General features: G+C 62.7%; 21 protein-coding genes and 2 tRNA genes. 8 read left to right on the forward strand and 15 right to left on the reverse strand.

Annotated elements, in window-relative coordinates; genetic code table 11:
- The first annotated feature begins 7 nt into the window (after window positions 1–7).
- From CPI83_RS27360 to CPI83_RS27370, 3 genes are all read left to right on the forward strand, one after another.
- Window positions 8–412: a very short patch repair endonuclease gene (locus tag CPI83_RS27360; protein ID WP_019746481.1), complete on the forward strand. Its 405-nt coding sequence runs from the start codon at window positions 8–10 to the stop codon at window positions 410–412.
- A gap of 10 nt (window positions 413–422) precedes the next feature.
- Window positions 423–1,112, forward strand: a complete 690-nt coding sequence (locus CPI83_RS27365; RefSeq protein ID WP_070385918.1) for a DUF998 domain-containing protein — start codon at window positions 423–425, stop codon at window positions 1,110–1,112.
- Window positions 1,113–1,191: 79 nt separating this feature from the next.
- On the forward strand, window positions 1,192–2,430 hold the full coding sequence (locus CPI83_RS27370) for a prolyl oligopeptidase family serine peptidase (RefSeq protein WP_097388014.1): 1,239 nt from the start codon (window positions 1,192–1,194) through the stop codon (window positions 2,428–2,430).
- A 1-nt stretch (window position 2,431) separates the two neighbouring features.
- Here CPI83_RS27370 and CPI83_RS27375 read toward each other — a convergent pair whose 3' ends face one another.
- From CPI83_RS27375 to CPI83_RS27420, 10 genes are all read right to left on the reverse strand, one after another.
- Window positions 2,432–3,610, reverse strand: coding sequence for a cation:proton antiporter (locus tag CPI83_RS27375; protein ID WP_084324989.1), 1,179 nt, complete (start codon window positions 3,608–3,610; stop codon window positions 2,432–2,434).
- Between the two features lie 34 nt (window positions 3,611–3,644).
- Window positions 3,645–4,274, reverse strand: coding sequence for a pyridoxamine 5'-phosphate oxidase family protein (locus CPI83_RS27380; RefSeq protein WP_097388015.1), 630 nt, complete (start codon window positions 4,272–4,274; stop codon window positions 3,645–3,647).
- Window positions 4,271–5,086: an ABC transporter ATP-binding protein gene (locus CPI83_RS27385; protein WP_097388016.1), complete on the reverse strand. Its 816-nt coding sequence runs from the start codon at window positions 5,084–5,086 to the stop codon at window positions 4,271–4,273. Before CPI83_RS27385 ends, CPI83_RS27380 begins: the two co-directional genes overlap by 4 nt.
- A complete protein-coding gene (locus CPI83_RS27390; protein ID WP_097388017.1) occupies window positions 5,083–6,135 on the reverse strand; it encodes an iron chelate uptake ABC transporter family permease subunit in 1,053 nt (350 codons plus the stop codon). Before CPI83_RS27390 ends, CPI83_RS27385 begins: the two co-directional genes overlap by 4 nt.
- Complete coding sequence (locus tag CPI83_RS27395) at window positions 6,132–7,175, reverse strand: iron ABC transporter permease (RefSeq protein WP_019746475.1); 1,044 nt, start codon at window positions 7,173–7,175, stop codon at window positions 6,132–6,134. The genes CPI83_RS27390 and CPI83_RS27395 overlap by 4 nt, the downstream gene beginning before the upstream one ends.
- Window positions 7,172–8,206 carry an iron-siderophore ABC transporter substrate-binding protein gene (locus tag CPI83_RS27400; RefSeq protein ID WP_029254259.1) on the reverse strand — a complete coding sequence of 345 codons (1,035 nt, stop codon included), beginning with the start codon at window positions 8,204–8,206 and terminating at the stop codon, window positions 7,172–7,174. The genes CPI83_RS27395 and CPI83_RS27400 overlap by 4 nt, the downstream gene beginning before the upstream one ends.
- Window positions 8,207–8,362: 156 nt before the next feature.
- Window positions 8,363–9,208 (reverse strand): AraC family transcriptional regulator, encoded by an 846-nt coding sequence (locus CPI83_RS27405; protein WP_232816815.1) that lies wholly within the window; start codon window positions 9,206–9,208, stop codon window positions 8,363–8,365.
- A 118-nt stretch (window positions 9,209–9,326) separates the two neighbouring features.
- Window positions 9,327–9,399: transfer RNA gene (locus tag CPI83_RS27410), tRNA-Arg, on the reverse strand.
- 82 nt (window positions 9,400–9,481) lie between these two features.
- Window positions 9,482–9,573: transfer RNA gene (locus tag CPI83_RS27415), tRNA-Ser, on the reverse strand.
- A 96-nt stretch (window positions 9,574–9,669) separates the two neighbouring features.
- Window positions 9,670–10,389, reverse strand: coding sequence for a dienelactone hydrolase family protein (locus CPI83_RS27420; protein WP_029254257.1), 720 nt, complete (start codon window positions 10,387–10,389; stop codon window positions 9,670–9,672).
- A gap of 61 nt (window positions 10,390–10,450) precedes the next feature.
- Here CPI83_RS27420 and hisC point away from each other — a divergent pair, with 61 nt between their 5' ends.
- The 3 genes from hisC to CPI83_RS27435 all read left to right on the forward strand — a co-directional run bounded on the left by hisC (window position 10,451) and on the right by CPI83_RS27435 (window position 14,229).
- Complete coding sequence (gene hisC, locus CPI83_RS27425) at window positions 10,451–11,527, forward strand: histidinol-phosphate transaminase (protein ID WP_029254256.1); 1,077 nt, start codon at window positions 10,451–10,453, stop codon at window positions 11,525–11,527.
- A gap of 100 nt (window positions 11,528–11,627) precedes the next feature.
- Complete coding sequence (locus CPI83_RS27430; protein WP_029254255.1) at window positions 11,628–13,322, forward strand: 5'-nucleotidase C-terminal domain-containing protein; 1,695 nt, start codon at window positions 11,628–11,630, stop codon at window positions 13,320–13,322.
- Between the two features lie 37 nt (window positions 13,323–13,359).
- A complete protein-coding gene (locus tag CPI83_RS27435; protein ID WP_019746470.1) occupies window positions 13,360–14,229 on the forward strand; it encodes an MYG1 family protein in 870 nt (289 codons plus the stop codon).
- A gap of 20 nt (window positions 14,230–14,249) precedes the next feature.
- On the opposite strand, the gene CPI83_RS27440 is transcribed toward CPI83_RS27435, so the two are convergent.
- The gene (locus CPI83_RS27440) at window positions 14,250–15,233 is read right to left on the reverse strand and encodes an alpha/beta hydrolase family protein (protein ID WP_097388018.1); all 984 of its coding nucleotides are present in this window, start codon (window positions 15,231–15,233) and stop codon (window positions 14,250–14,252) included.
- Between the two features lie 426 nt (window positions 15,234–15,659).
- Between CPI83_RS27440 and CPI83_RS27445 the strand changes: the two genes are divergently transcribed.
- Both CPI83_RS27445 and CPI83_RS27450 read left to right on the forward strand, forming a co-directional pair.
- A complete protein-coding gene (locus CPI83_RS27445; protein ID WP_007731691.1) occupies window positions 15,660–16,280 on the forward strand; it encodes a LysE family translocator in 621 nt (206 codons plus the stop codon).
- 25 nt (window positions 16,281–16,305) lie between these two features.
- Window positions 16,306–16,713: a DUF4259 domain-containing protein gene (locus tag CPI83_RS27450; RefSeq protein ID WP_020968164.1), complete on the forward strand. Its 408-nt coding sequence runs from the start codon at window positions 16,306–16,308 to the stop codon at window positions 16,711–16,713.
- Here the strand turns inward: CPI83_RS27450 and CPI83_RS27455 are convergent.
- The 4 genes from CPI83_RS27455 to ureG form a co-directional block, all read right to left on the reverse strand.
- A complete protein-coding gene (locus CPI83_RS27455) occupies window positions 16,707–17,633 on the reverse strand; it encodes a D-isomer specific 2-hydroxyacid dehydrogenase family protein (RefSeq protein WP_097388019.1) in 927 nt (308 codons plus the stop codon). The genes CPI83_RS27450 and CPI83_RS27455 overlap by 7 nt on opposite strands.
- 88 nt (window positions 17,634–17,721) lie before the next feature.
- On the reverse strand, window positions 17,722–18,765 hold the full coding sequence (yut, locus tag CPI83_RS27460; protein ID WP_097388020.1) for an urea transporter: 1,044 nt from the start codon (window positions 18,763–18,765) through the stop codon (window positions 17,722–17,724).
- 34 nt (window positions 18,766–18,799) lie between these two features.
- Complete coding sequence (locus CPI83_RS27465; RefSeq protein ID WP_047888769.1) at window positions 18,800–19,747, reverse strand: urease accessory protein UreD; 948 nt, start codon at window positions 19,745–19,747, stop codon at window positions 18,800–18,802.
- On the reverse strand, window positions 19,744–20,385 hold the full coding sequence (gene ureG, locus CPI83_RS27470; RefSeq protein WP_019746463.1) for an urease accessory protein UreG: 642 nt from the start codon (window positions 20,383–20,385) through the stop codon (window positions 19,744–19,746). Before ureG ends, CPI83_RS27465 begins: the two co-directional genes overlap by 4 nt.
- Window positions 20,386–20,395: the final 10 nt, after the last annotated feature.

The following is a 20,395-nucleotide window of genomic DNA, read 5'->3' on the forward strand; positions in this document are numbered from 1 at the left end:
AACCACGGTGCCTGCGACGGATCCTGCCACCAGCGCTCGGATGAGCGCTCAGCGTCGGCGCGACACCAAACCTGAAATTGCACTTCGACGCGAGCTTCATCGGCGGGGACTCCGGTACTTCGTGGACCGGGCGCCTGTCAAAGGTGTTCGCCGACGCGCTGATCTGGTGTTTCCGCGCCGCAAAGTCGCGGTGTTCGTGGACGGATGCTTCTGGCACAGCTGCCCGCAGCATGCGACGTTTCCCAAGAACAACGCGCAGTGGTGGACGGACAAGTTGGCCGCCAACGTGGTTCGAGACCGCGACACCGATGCACGTCTGGCAGAGCAGGGTTGGACCGTCATCCGCATCTGGGAGCACGAAGATCCGCTGGTAGCAGCCGAACGCGTCCAGAAAGCCCTGCTCGGTCCGTAAGCTCGATTTCGTGAAGGAACGCAACGTTGCGCGGTGGGGTTTGGTGGCTGCGCTGGCTCTGGGCGGAATTGTCTACTCGTCGTGGATTCTCGAATTCTTCCTCGACACCGGCCTCGACCCGGTGACATCGTTCCTCAGCGAACTCGATGCCGAGAACCAGAAATACCGTGACGTCTTCGGCAATGCCGACGTCCTGTCCGCGATCTTGATGTTGATCTCCGGAGCGCTGGGTCTGCTGATCACGCCCAGGCGCAGGCTCTACGTCACGGGCTGGATTGCACTTGCAGTGTTCGGCATCGCCACAATCGCCGACGCGTCGTTCCCTCTCGAATGCTCGGGCGAGGGTTGCCCGTCGAGCGCACCCGACGGTCTACTTCCGCAGCTCCACCATGTTCACGCATTGACGAGCAGCGTGGCGGTGTTCGCGATCTTCACCGCGATGATCGCATTCACCGTGGGAGCGTTCAGGTATCGCGAACACCGGTCCTTGCGTACGACCGGCCTGACCATTTTGATCCTGACTTCCCTTGCGACGGTGTGGATGTTGACGACCAACAGCATCGAAGTCTCCGGCGGCGGTAATCTCGGACTGGGTATCGCTCAACGCGCACAGGTGCTGGGGATGTCGTTGTGGTTGTGCACCCTGGCATTTGCGATGTCGAGGCCGCCAGCCACCGGGCTCCCGGCGTCGCCACGCTGACAGGTTTTCCGGCAACCGATTCGGGCGATCCTGGAACTACAACTGAAAATGGCTGCCCCGAACTAGCGAAGGTGTGCCCATGTCTCTCGCGTCGTCGTTCTTCGCCCATCCACACCAGGCGTTCACTGCCGGTTTCTACCGCAACGAGTCCTTCGACTTCGAGCTACGAGTCGTTCTCGGGCAAGCCACCTACGGCGCGGCAGATACCGGCGAAGTGCTCTCGGCCATCGCTCATGTCGGCGAGAAAGACCTCGAGGGCTGGTACGAGGCCTGGTTCGACCTCGGCACACGAGTATTCGGGCACGCCGATGAGGCGGCCGAGGCCGGGCATTCACGAAGCGCGTCCAACGCGTACCTGCGGGCGGCGTCGTACTTCGGTGTGGCGATCAACGCCGTAGACGGTCTCAGCGACGATTCGGTTCTGGTCCCCACTTTCAAACGTCACCGACAAGCGTGGGACCGCTTCGTCGACACCACCGCCCAGCCCGTCGAACGCGTCCGGATCCCTTACGAGGACACCTACTTGCCCGGGTACTTCTTCCGGCCGCCCGGCGACGTGCGACGGCCGACGTTGATCATGGTGAACGGTAGCGACGGCCCGATCAGCGGACTGTGGGGCAGCGGCGGCGCCGGGGCCCTCGAACGGGGCTACAACGTGTTGATGTTCGACGGACCCGGTCAACAGTCGATGCTCTTCGAGCGCAACATCCCGTTCCGTCACGACTGGGAAGCCGTCATCACGCCCGTCGTCGACTACCTCGTGGACCGGCCGGACGTCGATGCGTCGAAGCTGGCGATCTACGGGATCAGTCAGGGCGGTTACTGGGTACCGCAGTCGTTGGCGTTCGAGCATCGGATCGCGGCAGCGATCGCCGATCCGGGGGTCGTGGACGTGGCCGCGTCGTGGCTCGCCCATATCCCCAAGAACATGCAGAAGCTGCTCGACGAGGGGAAGTCGGAGGCCTTCGACCGCGACATGGCGATGGGGATGAAGTTCTCCAAGGACACCGCCCGGATCTGGCGTTTCCGAGCGCGTCCGTACCTCGCCGACGGTTACTACAACACTCTCGCCGAGGTTCGGAAGTACCACCTCGAACACGTCGCCGGCTCGATCTCCACTCCCCTGCTCATCACCGATCCGGAAGGCGAGCAGTTCTGGCCCGGTCAATCCAAGCGGCTTGCCGCCCTATCCGGCGGACCGACGACGGTGGTTCCCTTCACCGCTGCCGAAGGCGCGAACTTCCACTGTCAGCCCATGGCGAGGCGTCTGACGGATCAGCGAATGTTCGACTGGCTCGACGAGCAGTTGGATATCTGAATCAGGACACTTTCTCCTTTTTCGTCAAGAGAGTGGCGAGCATCGGCAGCAGTAGAACGGTGATCGCACCGGCCGCGACAAGAATCGACGCGTTGTCCGAGGACATCTGATGCGCGTCGACGGCAGCGCCCGTGACCGCCACGATCATGGGCAGACCGGTAGCCCCGTACAACGCGACTTGCGCACTTTCGCGCGTGGTGAAGGGCGGCTCGACCTTCTCGAACTTGGTCACGAAGAACACCGGCACGCCGCGGACGACAACGATCAGGATCAAAAACGCAATCAGTATGCCGGGACTGGCGGCGACCGCCGAGACGTCGATTGCCATGCCTGAAGTGATGAAGAAGATCGGGATGAGGAACCCGAAGGCGATCCCGTCGAGCTTGATCTCGAGGCGCTCGTCGCCCTCTGGCATCAGCCGCCGCAGGATGAAGCCGGCGGCAAACGCACCGAGAATGACGTCGAGTGAGAACACAGCCGACAGCACTCCGAGGCTGACCAACAACAGAACGGTGAGGCGGACCGTCGTCTGCGCCGTGGTGTCCGCCCCTGCCCGCACCAGCCGATGTGTCCACGAGCCTTCGTGAATCAGCTTGCCGGGCAGCACCGCCACGATGATGGCGATCAAGGCGAAGACGGCAAGAACGATCAGCGACAGGACGGCACCACGGGCACTCAGCAGCACCGCCATCGCGACGACCGGCCCGAGTTCGCCGACGGCCCCGTGATTGAGGACCGTCTTGCCCAAGCGTGTGTCGAGGAGTTTGTTGTCCTTGAGGATCGGCAACAGCGTGCCCAGTGCGGTCGACGTCATTGCGATGGCAACAGCGGCTTCCGCGGAGATCACGTTCCTCATGCCAAGCAGCGCGACCACCGTGAACGCCAACGCGAGGCAGAACAGCCACGTGTAGAGCGCTCGACGTCCGCCGCGCCCACTGAGTTCCTGTCGGTCGATCTCGTAGCCGGCGAGCAGGAACAGCATGCCGAGGCCGAGTTCGCGGAGGATTCCGATCGCTTCGCTGTCAGCGGCGATGTTGAGGGCGAACGGCCCGACCACTGCGCCCGCGACCAGTAGCAACACCACTTCGGGAACCAGTCGACGCGGGATCAAGCCCGCGACTATCGGCGCGATGGCCGCGATCAGCGCAATCCAGAACAGCGACGAGGCAATTGAAGGCACGGATCATTATCGGACATAGGTGACGGATCTGCGCTCAGTACAGGTACTTGCGGTACGCCTCCTGCCGAGCCGGCTCCAGATCCTCGACCAGCAGGCTGTGCTGCTCGGCCATCATGTCGCGCAGACTCGGTACGTCATCGGATGCGCGCCACGTCGACGGATCCCACAGCTTCGCCCGCAGAATCGCTCTCGCGCAATGCAGATACGCCTCGTCGATCTTCACGATCACCGCAAGCTGCGCCGGCTTGCCGTTCATCGCCATCGAGTCCAGCAGATCAGGATCGGTGGACAGAGTCGCCGTGCCGTTGACGCGCACGATCTCGTCGTGCCCGGGCGCGAGAAAGAGGATCCCCACGTGAGGATTTTCGATCATGTTCCGGTACGAGTCAGCGCGCCGGTTGCCCGGACGATCCGGGAGCACGAGCGTCTTCTCGTCGGGAAACAGAACCTGACTGACCAAGTCTCCGCGCGGCGAGCAATCGCAATTTCCGGCCGCATCGGATGTCGCGAGCACAAAAAACCGTGCCTGCTCGATGAATTCACGGATCAACGGAGTCGTGTAAGCGGTCTGCTTCTCCATGATCGTCGGATGGGGCTGTCCGAGAATCGCATTGAGTTGTTCCACGGATTCGATCCGCCCGCCCGGGGCGTTCGATGCCGTCACGTCAACACGTCGTCGAGAACGTGGTGGCGCCCGAGCGGCAACACCAACGGCTTACCCGAGATGGGGTCGGGGATGATTCGACTCTCGAGACCGAAAACGGTGCGGACGTTGTCACTGGTGAGCACCCCGGCAGGATCACCCGCCGCGTAGACCCGGCGATCGGCCATGGCGACGAGGAAGTCGGCGTAGCGGGCGGCGAGATTGAGATCGTGCAGAACCATGACAATCGTTGTACCCCGAGTCCGGTTCAGGTCGGTGAGCAGGTCCAAGACCTCAACCTGGTGGCTCACGTCCAAGAAGGTAGTCGGCTCGTCGAGAAGAAGCAGATCGGTTTGTTGGGCGAGCGCCATCGCAATCCACACACGTTGGCGCTGACCACCGGAAAGTTCGTCCACCGATCGTTCGGCCAATTCGGTTGTGTCCGTTGCCGCAAGCGCCTCGGCGACGGCTGCGTCATCCTCTCGACTCCACCTCGACAGCACCCGCTGATGTGGATGTCGGCCTCGGCCGACGAGATCGGCGACAACTATCCCTTCCGGTGCGATCGGTGACTGCGGCAGCAGACCGAGCGTGCGAGCGAGCTTCTTCGCGGGTAGGCGATGAACATCCTTGCCGTCCAACAGAACATGACCGCTTCGGGGACTGAGTAGCCGCGACATCGACCGCAGCAGCGTCGATTTGCCGCACGCGTTGGCGCCCACGATGGTCGTGATCGTTCCCGGCGGCACCGCGAGGTCGAGCGATTCGACGACGGTCCGTCCTCCGTAACCGAGTTCGAGGTTTTCGACAGTCAGAGTATGGGATTCGGTCACAGCGAACCTCCCGTTCGGTTGGAGCGAATGATGAGGTAGACGAGATACGGCGCTCCCAGCGCGCCAGTCACCACGCCAACGGGGTAGCGGGTGCCGAAGGCGTACTGTCCGCAGAAATCGGCAACTAGCACCAGCAGCGCTCCGACCAGCGCCGACGGAATCAAAAGTGATGTTCCCGGACCGACGATGCGGGCGGCGATGGGCCCTGACAGAAATGCGACGAAGGCGATGGGCCCCGCAGCGGCAGTGGCAAAGGCGATGAGTCCGACGGCCGCAATGATCGTCAGAATGCGCGTTCGTTCCACTCTGACGCCGAGCGCTTGTGCTGCGTCGTCACCGAGCTGGATGGTCGAAAGGTTGCGCGATTGGCTCAGCAGCACAGGTCCGAGGACAACCAGCGCCAGGAGTACGGGAACCGTCGAACCCCAGTTGGCACCGTTGAGGCTGCCGGTGAGCCAACGCATCGTCTCCTGCAGATCCCATGCGGCGGCGGTACTGAGCAGGTAGGCGGTGACGCTGTCGAGCATCGCGGCGATGCCGATACCGATCAGGATCAGCCGAGTGCCCGCTACACCGTCTCGGAAGGACAGAACGTAGATCAAGACTGCGACGCCCAGACCGACAGCGATGGCGAAGATCGAGACCTGCGAGCCGCCGAGCGAAAGCGAGATGATCGCGAAAGCCGCTGCAGCGCTTGCGCCCGAGCTGATCCCGATGATGTCGGGGCTCGCGAGCGGGTTACGCAGCATCGTCTGGAACGTGATGCCACCCAAGCCGAAACAGATTCCGCCGACCACAGCGAGGACAGCGCGAGGCAGCCGGAGGCGGCCGACGGTGAACGAGGCACCAGGCACGTTCTCCCCCAGCACGACGCGAAGCACATCTGACGGCGGGTAGAAGGTTTTTCCCACCATCAGAGTGACCGCGAAGGAGGCGACGGCGAGGACCGTCAGCACGGAAATCACGATGCGGCGGCGTCTACCTCGTCGGACACGGCTTGCTCCGACTGCGTCGACCTCGACTTCGGGAGTAACGAATGTAGTGGTCACAGCTCACGTATTTTCTGACGGCGGACGATGTAAATGAAGAAGGGCGCTCCGATGAGCGCGGTGATGATGCCGACGTCGATTTCGCTCGGCCGGGCGACAATTCGTCCGAGAATGTCGGCGGCGACGAGAAGGCCGGCACCTGTCAGCGCAGAAAACGGTAGTAGCCAACGGTTGTCGATACCGATCAGCAACCGGCACAGATGCGGGACAACCAAACCGACGAAGCCGATCGGTCCGGCAATGGCAGTGGCTGCACCGCAGAGCAACACTGCACCGAGCGCTGCCACTGCACGAACCACCGCGACGCGTTCGCCGAGACCTGACGCAACCTCGTCGCCGAGCGCAAGAGAGTTGAGACTGCGCGCTGACAGCAGACAGATCACGAAGCCGACAATGAGGAAAGGCAGACCCTGCCGGATCACCTCGAAACTCGCGCCACCGACGCCGCCGATCTGCCACGAACGAATGTTGCCCGCAATATCGTTTCGCGGCAGCATGATCGCAGTGATGAACGAAGCAAACGCAGCCGATGTTGCGGCCCCGGCAAGAGCCAACTTGAGTGGCGTGGCTCCACCTCGTCCGAGTGACCCGACTACGTAGACGAACAATGCCGCCCCGGCTGCACCGAGTACGGCCACCCAGATCATGCTGGTCTGGGTCCACAATCCGAACCACGCCATTCCGATCACCACGGCGAGCGAAGCGCCCATGTTGACGCCCAGGATTCCGGGATCCGCCAAAGGGTTTCGGGTAATCCCCTGCATCACCGCGCCGGCAAGACCGAGCGCAGCACCCACGACGATCGCGAGCACCGTCCGCGGAATGCGCTTGGCAATCGCACCCTGACCGATGTTGTCAGTGGAACCGCCAAGTGCGGCAACGATGTCGGACCAATCGACCTCACGAGAGCCGATGACGATCGAGGCGCACATGAGCACGGCGAGGACCACGAGAAGGGCGATCAGCCACAGCGAATTGCCGAACGTCGGGCGCCGCGTATCGCTGGCGCCCGACGTCGAATCCTGCGAGGTTACAGTCACTCCGACTTTCCAGCAGCCCCGGCGAGCAGATCGACATAGTCGCCGAGTACCCACGAAATGGCGAGCGGAGTCGGGTTGGCCGCCGTTCCCATCGGCCCGGTTCCGTTGAGGAAGACGATCGAATTGTTAGCTACAGCAGGCATCTGCGAGAGCAGCGGGTCAGCCTTGAGTGCGTCGACAAGTGCCTGGTCACCGTAGGTGACGATCAGTTCGACGTCGTCGAAGACGTCCACACGCTCGGCACTGACCTTCTTCGAGAACTCACCACCCGTCGAGGCGTCGGCAACGCTCTTCGGCGTCGAAAGTCCAAGGTCCTCGAAGAACGCGGCACGTGTGTCGTTCGCAGTGTAGAAGCTGACCTGACTCAGGTCGGCAGTGTCGACGTGCGTCAGGAACATTGTTGCTTTGCCGGCAAGCTGCGGATGTGAGGCAACCTCGTCGGCGATCTCCTTCTCGATGGTGGAGATCAGTTCCTGCCCTTCGGATTCCATGCCGAGGCCCATGCTGTTGAACTTGATGACGTCACGCCACGACGTCGCCCACGGCCCCTCGGGATACGCCACAACCGGAGCGATCTCACTGAGAGTGTCGTAGTCCTCCTGCGTCAATCCGGAGTACGCGGCAAGAATGACGTCAGGGTTCGTATCGGAGACGGCTTCGAAGTCGATGCCGTCGGTCTCGTCGAAGAGCACCGGCGGCTTCGCGCCGAGGTCGTCGAGCTTTTCCTCGACCCACGGCAGCATTCCGTTGCCGTTGTCGTCGCCGAACGTCGCCGCTGCCATTCCGACGGGAACCACGCCGAGAGCAAGGGGCACTTCGTGATTGGCCCAGGCAACGGTGGCAACTCGCTCCGGCTTGGCGTCGATCGTCGTAGTTCCGAAAGCGTGCTCGATCGTGACAGGGAAGGAGCTGGATCCGCTTCCGGCGCTGCCGCCGTCGGCGGTCTCCGAGGAGCCGGAACTGCAAGCTGTCATGCCGAGGGCGACTGCGACCGCTGCTGCGGCCACCGCCAAGAAGCGTTTTGAACGCATGAAAACAGAACTCTCTCGAGAAGGGGTACGGCCCTCAACCCGGCTCAATCAGGCACTTAGGTGAGGTTTGCCTAAACCGTATACGGGAGGGCAATGTGGCGCAATCGCGTGTTTGGGACACCCGGTGTAGCGATCGAGACAAGGTGTGATGGCCGATCAGCTAGCCCGGAACATCCCTGGTGTAGCGCCGGTAGTGCGCCGAAATGCCGCACCGAACGCACTGGTCGAGTGGTAGCCCACGCGCTCGGCAACCTCTTGCAGATCCAAGCCGTGTGCAAGAAGAGTCACCGCTCGTTGGGCGCGCACCGCTGACACCCACTGCCCGAAACTCATCCCGGTCTCCGACCGAAATGCCCGGGTGATGGTTCGCGGGCTGACGCCGAGGAGCCTTGCCCAGTCGGACAGCGTTCGCATGTCACTCGGATCGTCACCGATCGCGTCGACGATGGGTTGCAGAAGCGCCGAGTCCGGCACCAGAACCAGCAACTCGTTGGGTGACGGCGCCAGTACGTCGATCACCATCTGCTCTGTGAGCGAGCGCGAAGAGGTTCCGAGTGAATCGTCTGCCAGTCGCTCGAGGAGGTTCCGCAGCAGCGGAGTCACCTCGATCGCCACCGGCACGTCGGACAGAGACGGAACCGATGCGATGTCGAGCTGAGCGGCCCGATACCAGGTTCCGGCGGGCGCGATCGCCGAGTGCAGGACGCCGGCGGGCATCCACAGACCGACGGTCGGGGTGATCGTCCACGTGCGCGATCCCACCGTGGCGCTCGACGCTCCTCGCTCGTTCCACAACAATTCGTGGGTCGGGTGCGAGTGCGCCTCCCACCGGGTCTCGCGGGAGACAAGCTCGTCCATGCCCGCGATGACAAAGGGCACCTCGACCGCCCCGGCCGAGTAGACCGGGAGCGTCCGACTGTCGACGGTCTCCAACGGGTTCTCCTCGGTTCGCGCGACTGCTCCGGAGAAAGCATAGGTCGCGGGGATCGGTTGTTGGTTCATACGATCGCGAGGGTCACCGACCGAAATTCGCCGAGGTGACGTCACACACATTCAAAAATTGCGAATGCACCACAACAAAAAGAAGGTCACAGACCGGAGTCTGTGACCTTCTTTCTTGTGCGCCCGAAGGGATTCGAACCCCTAACCTCTTGATCCGTAGTCAAGTGCTCTATCCGTTGAGCTACGGGCGCATGTTCTGTTGTCTTGCTGATCTTGCGTGTCTTGCCGTCGTACTTTCTATCATTTCTAACCCGCCGGTCAAAATCACCGGCTTGGCGGAGGCGAGAGGATTTGAACCTCCGGTCCCTCGTAAAAGGGACAACTCATTAGCAGTGAGTCCCATTCGGCCGCTCTGGCACGCCTCCCTGGGGGTTCCGATCCTTTCGGACCGCCGGATCGAAAGATTACACACCCTTCGCCACCAAAGGCAAAACGCGTGGTCAGCGCCCTGATTTGTCGGCTTACCGCAGGTGGCTGTCGAACCAGTCGAAGATCCGGGTCTGAGCTTCGACGATCGAGGCCGAGCCAGGGTCGTCGAGGTCGGCGTCCTCGGACAGCTGTGGCGGCTCGTCCGCCCGGTGGGCCAGTCCGGCGTAGCTGACCACCAGTGTCGCGACGTCGGCCTTGGCGGTCGCTTCCCGGAGCAGGGTCACGTGCTCACGCGGCGTGCTGGGATCGTCCTCGCCGTACAGCGCCAGCCACGGCGCCTGCAGGGAAGTGGCCGCATCGACGAGCGCCTGAGCATCCACCGACAAGGCTTCGACGATTCCCCGGGCGGCGACGCTCACCGCGGCACCGACGGGACGGCTGGTGGCCACGAGCATCGCGGCGGTCCCGGCGTCGTCGAATCCGAGCACCCCGACGGTGTCCGCGAGAACTTCGCGTCCGACGAGCCAATCGAGGGTCGCGTCGAAGTCGGCGAAGAGGTTGTCACCGAACACCTCGCCCTGCATGTGTTCGGGTTCGCGGTGGAACAGGTGCGGTGCGACGCTCACCCACCCTTCGCCGGCGAGTGCGCACATCAGATTCAGCAGAGCCGGGCTGAACTGGCGGGCTTCATGCAGGACGACGATCCCGCCCCGCGTCGGGCCGTCCGGCTCCACCACCGTCAGCGGAACAGCCGTGGCGACCTCCCCTTCGGCTGCGCGCAGATACGCGGTGGCCCGGAAGATTTCCGACATCTTCTAACTCTGACACGCAGACGGCCGCTACGCACCAAATCGGTGCGCGCATAATCGACTCGTGACCGCACACATTCGCCCTGACCTCGCCTCCATCCCCGCCTACGTTCCCGGACGCAATTTTCCGGGTGCGATCAAGCTGGCGAGCAACGAAACGACCGTAGGGCCGTTGCCCGGTGTGCGTGACGCCGTCGCCGACGCGGTCGCCAATGCCAACCGCTACCCGGACAATGCCGCGGTCGCACTCATCGAGGCGCTGGCCAGCTTCCTGAAAGTCGAACCGGCCAACGTCGCCGCTGGTTGTGGCTCCGTGACGCTGTGCCAGGAACTCGTGCAGATCACCTGCGATCAGGGTGACGAGGTCATCTACGCGTGGCGTTCGTTCGAGGCGTACCCCGTGGTCACCCAGGTCGGCCATGCCGTCTCGGTCAAGGTTCCGCTGACCGAGGACTTCGGCCACGACCTCGACGCGATGCTGGCCGCGATCACGGATCGCACGCGGTTGATCTTCGTGTGCAACCCCAACAACCCGACCGGCAACGCGCTGTCGAAGGCAGAGCTCGAGAGCTTCCTCGACGCGGTCCCGACGCACGTCGTCGTCGCACTCGACGAGGCGTACTTCGAATACTCACGCTCGGACGCCGACGGCATCGAACTGTTCCGCAGCCGCCCCAACGTGGTTGTTCTGCGCACCTTCTCGAAGGCGTACGGCCTCGCGGGAATCCGCGTGGGTTACGCAGTCGCGGATCCGGAGATCATCGTGGCCCTCGGCAAGGTGCACACCCCGTTCACCGTGAGCGCTGTCGCGCAGGCCGCCGCAATCGCTTCCCTGGCTGCAGCAGACGAACTGCTTGCCCGCACCGAAGGCGTCATCGCCGAGCGGACGCGAGTGCGCAGTGCACTGATCGAAGCCGGGTACACCGTCCCCGAGTCGTCGGCGAACTTCGTCTATCTCCCCCTCGGAGAGCTCTCCCCCGGTTTCGCCGAGGCGAGTACCGAGGCGGGCATTCTGATCCGTCAGTACGGCGTCGAGGGCGTCCGGATGACCATCGGCGATCCACACGAGAACGACGCGTTCCTCGCTTTCGCGAACACCGACGTCGCGAAGCAGGCTGCGGGCATCGGCGTCACCGCGTGACACTCGATACATAACTGTTACGCCGAGGACTGGAATTCGTTTCGGCGGACGGGCACACTCAGGGAGGTTCGAGGCCGGTCCGAGTGAGGGAGCACGACGCATGACGCGACGCATGACACGAACGTGTGCCGTGCTCGCAACGACCCTTCTCGCCACCACCGCGACCTCCCTGAGTGCCGTCGCCACCGCCGAGTCCCAGGACACGGTGTCGGTACGTCTGTTGGCCTTCAACGATCTGCACGGCAGCCTCCGCCCGCCGGAAGGTGTTCGCAGCGAGATCAGGCAGGCCGACGGCTCGCTCACCCCCGCAGGTGGCGCGGCGTATCTCGCGGCATACGTGACGCAACTTCGCAGCCAAGCCACCAACTCGCTGCTGTATTCGGTCGGCGACAACTGGGGATCGTCGGCATTGGAATCGGCGATGTTCAACGACGAACCGACGGTCGAACTGCTGAATCGGATGAAGATCGACGCTTCCGCGATCGGCAACCACGAACTGGACAAGGGGCTCGCCGAGTTCCGTCGTATGCAGTCCGGCGGTTGCTCCGCCGTCGACGCGTGCACGTTCAGTCCGTCCTTCGGCGGCGCCAACTTCCCACTGATGGCCGCGAACATGACGTACACCAACGGCACTCCGGCCACGCTGCCCTTCACCGTGAACATGGTCGACGGCATTCCGCTCGGAGTCATCGCGATTTCCCCCGCCAACACGTCGCAGATCGTGACACCGGGCGGGATCGCCGATCTGCAGTTCGGCGACGAGGTCGAAGCGATCAACCGCACCGCCGATGTCCTCGACTTCTTCGGCGTCAAAGCCATCACCGTTCTCCTGCACCGTGGGGACGAACCGGCCGTCGAAGGTGGGCCCAACGACTGCAACGTCGAGTCCGGCCCGGCCCGCGACATCGCCCTTCGTGCCTCACCGAAGGTGGACGTCATCTTCACCGCCGACAGCCACCAGCAGTACAACTGCGAATTCCCTGATCCCGCAGGCAATCCCAGAGTCGTCATGCAGGGCGCTTCGCACGGCCGGATCGTGTCCGTCGCCGACGTCACCATCGACCGCAACACCCGCGAGGTGGTTCGCGATCAGACGTCCGCTTTCAATCAGATAGTGACACACGATATTTCGCCGGATCCCGATATTCAGGCTCTCGCCGACAGGGCCTGGTCGGAGGCGTCGGAAAGCGCTCAGCGACCGGTGGGGACCATCACCGCCGATCTGACACGGGACCGCGTCCCCAGCGGTGAATCGACACTCGGCAACCTGGTCGCCGACGCTCAACTCGCCGCCGGATCGACACGAGGGGCTCAACTCGCGTTGACGAACCCGGGCGGCATGCGCGAGGACTTGGACTTCGGCACTTCCGGCCAGGTCACCTACCGCCAGGCCTACGGTGTTCAACCGTTCGGCAACAGCCTCGAAGTGCTCTCCGTCACAGGAGCGGTGTTGAAGGACGCTCTCGAACAGCAATTCCAGATCGACCTCGACGGCACCGCTACCGAGCGCATCCTCTCCCCGTCCGCGGGCTTCACCTACGCCATGGACCGGCGAGCAGCGCCGGGCTCGCGAATCTCGGAAATGCGCTTGAACGGGCAGGACATCGCCCCCGACGGCGTCTACAGCGTCGTGGTGAACAAGTTCCTCGCCGAGGGCGGGGACGGTTTCACCGCACTGAAGAACTCCACCCAGATGACCGGCGCGGGCAACGACCTCGACGCCTTGACTGCCCTGTTCGCAGCCGGGTCCCCGGTCTCGCCGCCTGCCACCGATCGCATCCGCACCGTCGGCTGAATAGGCATCCCCCCGCTCGATTGCCTAGTCTCGACGGGTGATCATCGCGACCCATAACGGCAAGTTCCATGCAGACGACGTCTTCGGCGTATCGCTGCTCAAGCAGCTGTACCCCGACGCCACCGTCGTTCGCAGCCGTGACGAGTCCGTCCTCGACAGTGCGGACATCGTGCTCGACGTCGGCGGTCGCTACAACCCGGCCGAGGGTCGCTTCGACCATCACCAGCGCGATGCCGGCGAGCGCAGCAACGGCATCCTGTACTCCGCTTTCGGTCTGCTCTGGCAGGAATACGGCCTGCAGTTCTGCGAAGGCGACGCCTCCGTTTTCCGCCGAATCGACAGTCGTCTGGTCGAGGGCATCGACGCCGTCGACAACGGCCAGGAGATCTACACCCTCAACGACTACGGCACCAAGCCTTTTGATCTGTCGTCGGTGCTGGACCTGTTCAATCCGATCTCGTCCACCGACGAAGAGTTCGACACCCAGTTCGAGCTGGCCGTGGTTCTCGCAACTCAGGTCTTGATTCGCCTGCGCGCCAAGTACGCCGGCGACGCTGCAGCCGAGCGCGAGTTCACCGAGACCTACGAGAAAGCAACGGATCCGCGCTTCGTCGTGCTGGAACGCTTCGTTCCCCACGGCCGCGCCGCGTCGGCCCAGCCAGAACTTCTGTTCACCATCTTCCCGAACACCAACGGCGGCTGGTCGATTCAGACGGTCAAGCCCGCTGACTCCAAGTTCGGTTCACGAAAGCTGTTGCCGGAGCCGTGGCGCGGCCTGAACGGCTCGGACCTTGCCGCCGAGACGGGCGTCGACAGTTCGGTCTTCTGCCACAAAGCTGGGTTCATCGCGGCTGCGCAGACCCGTGACGGCGCCCTCCAGTTGCTCGAACTGGCACTGGCCGAGTAGTTCTCAGCTCACAGCCCAGTTCACATTCCCAGGGCGGTCTTCACTGTCGGCCAGGAATCGTGAAGCGCATCTTGCCAGTACGGCCATGAATGGGTGCCGACGTTTCGATACGCGAACACTGCGGGAATCGACAACTCCCCTAACCTCGCCTCGAACAGTTGCGTGCACGTGTTTGCCAGTGCCTCGAGCGGCCCGCCTTCGATGGCCGTCTGCAGGCCGCCCGGGGTGAAAATGTTGTCGTATTCTCCGGGTGCGCCCGTGCCCGAGGAAACGTAGATCGTCTTTCCTCGCAGCGTTTCAGCATTGGTGGACGGGTCGTGCTTTTGCCAGTCGGGGTCCGATGACGGGCCCCACATGTTGGTGGCGTCGCCTGCCTTACTGGCCACGGTGAGCCGCACGGAATCCTGCGAAGACGACTCGGAGTTGTCGAGACAGCCACTGTACGAGGCTAATCCGGTATAGAGCTTCGGGTGATGTGTGATGAGGTTGGCCGCGCCGAGCGCACCCATGGACACCCCGCCGACCACATTCATCCCATTTCCGGAAAACGCAGAATCGATCAACGCCGGAAGCTCTTCAGCGAGAAACGATTCCCACTTGTTCACACCGAGGTTCGGATCGTCGTTCTTCCAGTTGGTGTAGAAACTGCCGGTACCGCCAACAGGGAGAACGACGTTGACGTTCTTGTCGGCGAAAAATGTTTCGATGTCGGTCTTTTGAGTCCAGGTGCTTTCGGAGTATCCGGATTCCGAACCGGCACTGACGCCGTCGAGTAGGTAGAAGGACGGACGCGAACCGGCGCTCGACGCTGGATGCAGAACCTGCACTTGCACCTCGCGCCGCATAGCCGGCGAATCGACGAACACGGCGCTACGAGTGGGCGACAATTGCTCGATGCGATTGATGTGAGCCCCGGTCTGACCTGTCAGATCTCCTGGTGGATTTTCGGGCGCCGGTTCGGCATACGCCACTCCGCCCACAACAAGCGCGAGCACGACCAACACAATCCCGACAAACCCAAATCTCCGCATCCGTCAAGCGCCCCCTGAGCATCGCACGACTATCGCTAACCCTCGATTGGACAGGACGAACGTCCCGAGGTCAACCCACTGGTTGGGATTTATTACTCGCGGGTATCCGATGGAGTTGGACAGTTTTCCACCGATGCACACACAGGTGTGGATAACTTCATTCACATTCACTTCCCAGTTGTGCATAACCTGTGGACTAAAGAATGAATTACACCGAAGTCATTCCTTCTACCTGCATCTTTTCGTTTCCCCACAGTGTGCATAACTTTCACGAACATGCCGGGCACGACAGCGGTTTCCGGGCGTGTCCATGCAGTTCACTCCACCGCGCCACTCTTTGTTCACAGGGACGACACCACCGACCGAGAACGCTCCCCACCCCAGCTTCATACTTGGTGCATGCTGACCGCTCTCCTCGCCGCCACAGCTGTGCTCGCCCTACTGACCCTGGTCCCGGGGCCCGACATGGCCGTCGTGACACAGGCTGCTCTCGGCGCCGGCAGATCCGCCGGATTCCGGGTAGCGGCCGGCATCGTCTCGGGCCTTCTGGTGTGGGGCCTGCTGACCGTCCTCGGGCTGTCGGCGATCCTGGCCGCGTCGGCGGAGGCGTACACCGTCGTCAAGCTCGCCGGTGCTGCTTACCTGATCTATCTCGGTGTGCGAGCACTGTGGGAGAGCCGGACGTCGCGGATGCAACACAATGCCGACGCTCCACGGTCGCAGAAGGCCGGAACGTGGAAGACGGGCTTCACCACCAACCTGCTCAACCCCAAGATCGCCGTCTTCTACACCGGACTGCTGCCGCAGCTGGTTCCGGCCGGGTGGCCGACGGGACCATCGCTTGCGCTGCTGGTGCTCATCCACGCAGCGATCACCATCGTGTGGCTCAGTGGCTACGTGGTCCTTCTCTCGCGAGCGCGTAGCACCTTCGAGAAGCCCCGAGTGCGACAGGCACTCGAGCGCATAACCGGAACAGTTCTTCTAGGATTCGGAGCGAAGATCGCGCTCGAAGCGCGCTGACACGGCAATCGGAAAAGAGTAGACAGTGGGCGCGTGGGGATCGGGACCGTTCGATAACGACGGTGCAGGGGATTTGATCGCGTCCATCGGACACGGTGACTTCACCTTCGAATCGGTGGAGTGGGCATTCGAGGACGACTACCTCGAGGTGGACGGCGGCCAAATCGCCGTCGCCTTGCTCGAATTGGTGTTGATCGTGCGCGCCGATCGCAAACGCGACCCCGCCGCCCAGGACCTCGATCTCGATTCCTTCACCTCGGCCCTGACCAGCGAACGGCTCACCTGGCTGATCGAGATGGTGGAGCGCACCATCTCCTCGACCGATTCGGAACTGTTCGAACTGTGGGACGAGCAGGGACCGGAAGAGCTTGCGTCGTGGCGAGTTCCCGTCGTGGACGGTCTCGAGGATTTGCGCGTTCTGTCGGTTCAGTAGCCCGCCGACGGATCGATTACCGCAGCAAGGTCCTCACCCGCAGCGAATCGAGCGACGTTGGCGGCCACGTGATCTGCCAGCACACGCGTGAGCGTCGTAGCCGGGTTGGCGACGTGCGGCGTGATGATCGCGTTGGGCAGCTTCCACAACCGGTGCCCGTCCGGCAGCGGCTCGGGGTCGGTGACGTCCAGTGCCGCCCCGCCGATCGAACCAGCTTCGAGAGCATCGACCAGCGCGTCCGTGTCGACCAGGTTGCCGCGTGCGATGTTCACGATCCAGCTCGACTCCGACATCTGGTCCAATTCAGCCTTGCCGACCAGATGCCGCGTCGCGGACGTCGACGGTGCTGCGATCACGAAGTGATCCGCCTGGGACCAGATTTCACCGGTTCGATCGGCCGAGAGCGTTTCGGAGGCACCTTCGACGGGGGTTCCCGAGCGGGTGACGGCGATGATTCTGACCTTGGACGCGGCGAGGTACGGGATCAGCGCACGGCCGATTCCGCCGCAACCGATGATCGCCACTGTCGAGCCCTGCAAGGTGCCCACCCGTGGATCGAACTCTTCTTTTCGCCACGACTGCGCCGCCAATTGTTCGGGGAGAGAACGCACTCCGGCGAGGAGGAGCATCATCGTATGTTCGGCCACATTGCCCGCGTAAGCCCCGGCAGCGGACGTCCAGACCCGCTTGTCGTCGATCACGTCGGCATCGAACCATGGCTCGATCCCGGCGAAGGGCAACTGCACCCAACGAACCGAGTCAGGTAGCGACGACGGGAACGTGTCCGGACCATGTACCCAGACCACGCCCTCTGCCTCGGCGAGTGGAACGAGAACCCCACCGACTCCGCGAATTCCGTCGGCAATGTGCGGATCCTCGACGGGGCCGAGATGGATGCGAGGGGCGCTGGAGTCTGTCATTTAGGTGCGTTCCTTCGAGAGTGGCGGGGCGATCGGATCAACTCATCGGTGTGCCCCAGCGTACGGGCGCCTCGCCAATTCGGCCCGTCTAGCCGTTCGCCTTTGCGATCGAATCCTTGCCTTCGGCCGCTCCGCCCTCGATGGTGTCGTGCTGGATGGGAACGAACTTCTTCTTCGGCAGCAGGAACAGCCACGTCGCGAAGACGAACGGGCCCGTTCCGGCCGGCAGGCTGATCGGAGCGAACGCAGACACCAGCGTGCCGTGGATGACAACAGTGACCAACACTCCGAAGACGGTGTAGACGAACACACGCCACGACGGGTTGTAGAACACCGATCCGAGAGCAATTGCCGTCAGCACCGAACTGAGCCCGTAGAGACCATTCCCGATGTCGACGGTGTTGGCGCCCAGCGCCAGTACCGAACCCATCGCTATCGCGGAACCGATGAGCGCGAACAACGCCGCCCAACGCGACGCGACCAGCAGCGCGATCACGAAGATAATGCCGGTGACAGTGTTGTTGATCAGAAAGATCTGGGAGACGTTGCGAAACAGCGTGTCCCACAGGAAGTTGAAAGTGATGTCGGCATGAACCGACGCGTCCCCGATGTGCTGGGGAAACTGGCCGGCGCTGAGGTCCGACGTTTCGATCCGCAGGAACTGGAACGCCGCGAGGAGGAAAAACCAGTTGACGAGGTTGAACGGAAAGGTGAGCGCCGGTACGCCCCACGTCTTGAAGACATTGGCGACAGCCAGGAACGCGATGGTCGACGCGGCAGCTCCCACCACGAGGTAGATCCACAGCATCACGCCACCGGCAAGGAACGTCGGAAATGCAGCTCCCACAAGAATTCCGTTGTATCCGTACAGGCCGATACGCATCGAATCGTCGTCGGAGTGCAGCATCATGCCGGTGACGGTGGATACCACCAGACCCACCAGGGCACCGATCGCGACGGTGAGCGTGTCCGCGGCTATCGCTCCCCAGAAGATACCGACCAGAAACAGCAGGCCCGTCAGCGCATTGCCCTGGAACATCACCTGCCCGGAGCCTTTGAGATTGGTGTCGATGAATCTGAGCACGACGTTCTTGTCCGCGACGTCGTCCCAGGGTTTGGTGATGGTGGTCATCGCACGTCCCTCGATCCTTCTCCGACGATCCGCGTCATCCCCAGAGCGGGACGGGCGGAATGGTGGTGTCCAGAACTGCCTTTCGCACCAGAGCCCAGAAATCACGAACCTTCGCCTTGACGGGTTCGCTCTCGGGACCGAGGACTTTGAAGATGAGACCGGCGTCGTTCGGTAGCCGGCTCGCTCCGGAAACGACCTTGCCGTCACGGCCCGGAACTACCTCTTCGAGAATCGCGTCGGCATGCTCTTTCGGTGTCAACAAGATGACATTGCCGAACACGTCGTGATCACCCATGATTCCGCCGTATCGCACGGGAAAACGTGCCGGTTCGATCACCAGCTTCTCGGTGAAGAGGTTCTCCCCGTCCGGACGCTCCGCCTTGATCATTGTGGAGTACAGGTCGTAGACGAACATCTCTCCGCCGTCGTGGTACTTACGACCTGGCATGACGATCTCCGAGAACAACAGCGTTGCAGTCGGATCCACCGTGATGTCGGTGCGCGCGTAGTACCTCGCGTTGCGGTGCGGAATCGTCACCCCCGGCATCAGTTCGAGATACGAATTCTCCGCGAGCACCACTTTCTGGAGTTGCGACGCGTGATTGGCATCCATCCGGTGGACCTTCGTGGCCGACTGAGTGGTCACGTGCGCGAGGGAACCCGGCTCCATCTCGATGGTGAGGAACAGTCGATCGCCTTGCAACACACTGCCGGACGTGGAAATCATGTAGACGCACGGCATGGTCGGCAACGCTTCGTCCCAGTACAGCGCCTGCTGAACCAGCAGCGGTGTCTTGCGGTACATGTCCCGCAGAATCGTCTTGTCGCCACGGTCGACAAATCGCATCTCGAGAACGCCGGTCTTCCCGACCTTGCCGGCCGGGGCCTGCTTCGGTTGGTCCTGGTACTGGTCGAGTTCCGGGATGGTCGGGATCGGCCCCGGGAGCGCTCGCGATGCTCCCGGGACGGGCGGTGCGCTCACGGTGCGCTCGCTCCCACTTCCTCTTCGTCGAAGAGGACTCCGTGCACGATGAGGTCCACCACGTCCTTGATGCCTTCCCCTGTCATGCAATTGGTGAAGACGAACGGCTTGTCTCCCCGCATTCCCTTGGAGTCGCGATCCATGACTCCGAGATCTGCGTTGACGTACGGTGCGAGATCGGTCTTGTTGATGACCAGGATGTCGGACTGCGAGATTCCCGGACCGTTCTTGCGCGGAATCTTGTCGCCTGCGGCTACGTCGATGACGTAGATGAAGAAGTCGACCAAAGCAGGGCTGAACGTCAGTGTGAGGTTGTCGCCACCACTTTCGATGAAGACCACGTCGGTGTCCGGGAACGTCTTCTCCATGTCCTCGACGGCCGCGAGATTCATACTCGGGTCTTCGCGAACGGCGGTGTGTGGGCAGGCACCCGTCTCGACGCCGACAATGCGTTCCTCCACGAGAACACCTTTGAGAGCCTTACGCACGTGCTTGGCATCTTCGGTGGTGACCACGTCGTTGGTGATGATCAGAACGCTGGTGCCCCGCTTGATGAACTCCGGCGTGATCGCCTCGATGAGTGCGGTCTTACCCGAACCCACGGGTCCGCCGATTCCGATGCGCGTTGTCTTCTTCATCTTTCTCCTT

The sequence above is a fragment of the Rhodococcus sp. H-CA8f genome, from assembly GCF_002501585.1.
GTDB lineage: Bacteria > Actinomycetota > Actinomycetes > Mycobacteriales > Mycobacteriaceae > Rhodococcus_F > Rhodococcus_F erythropolis.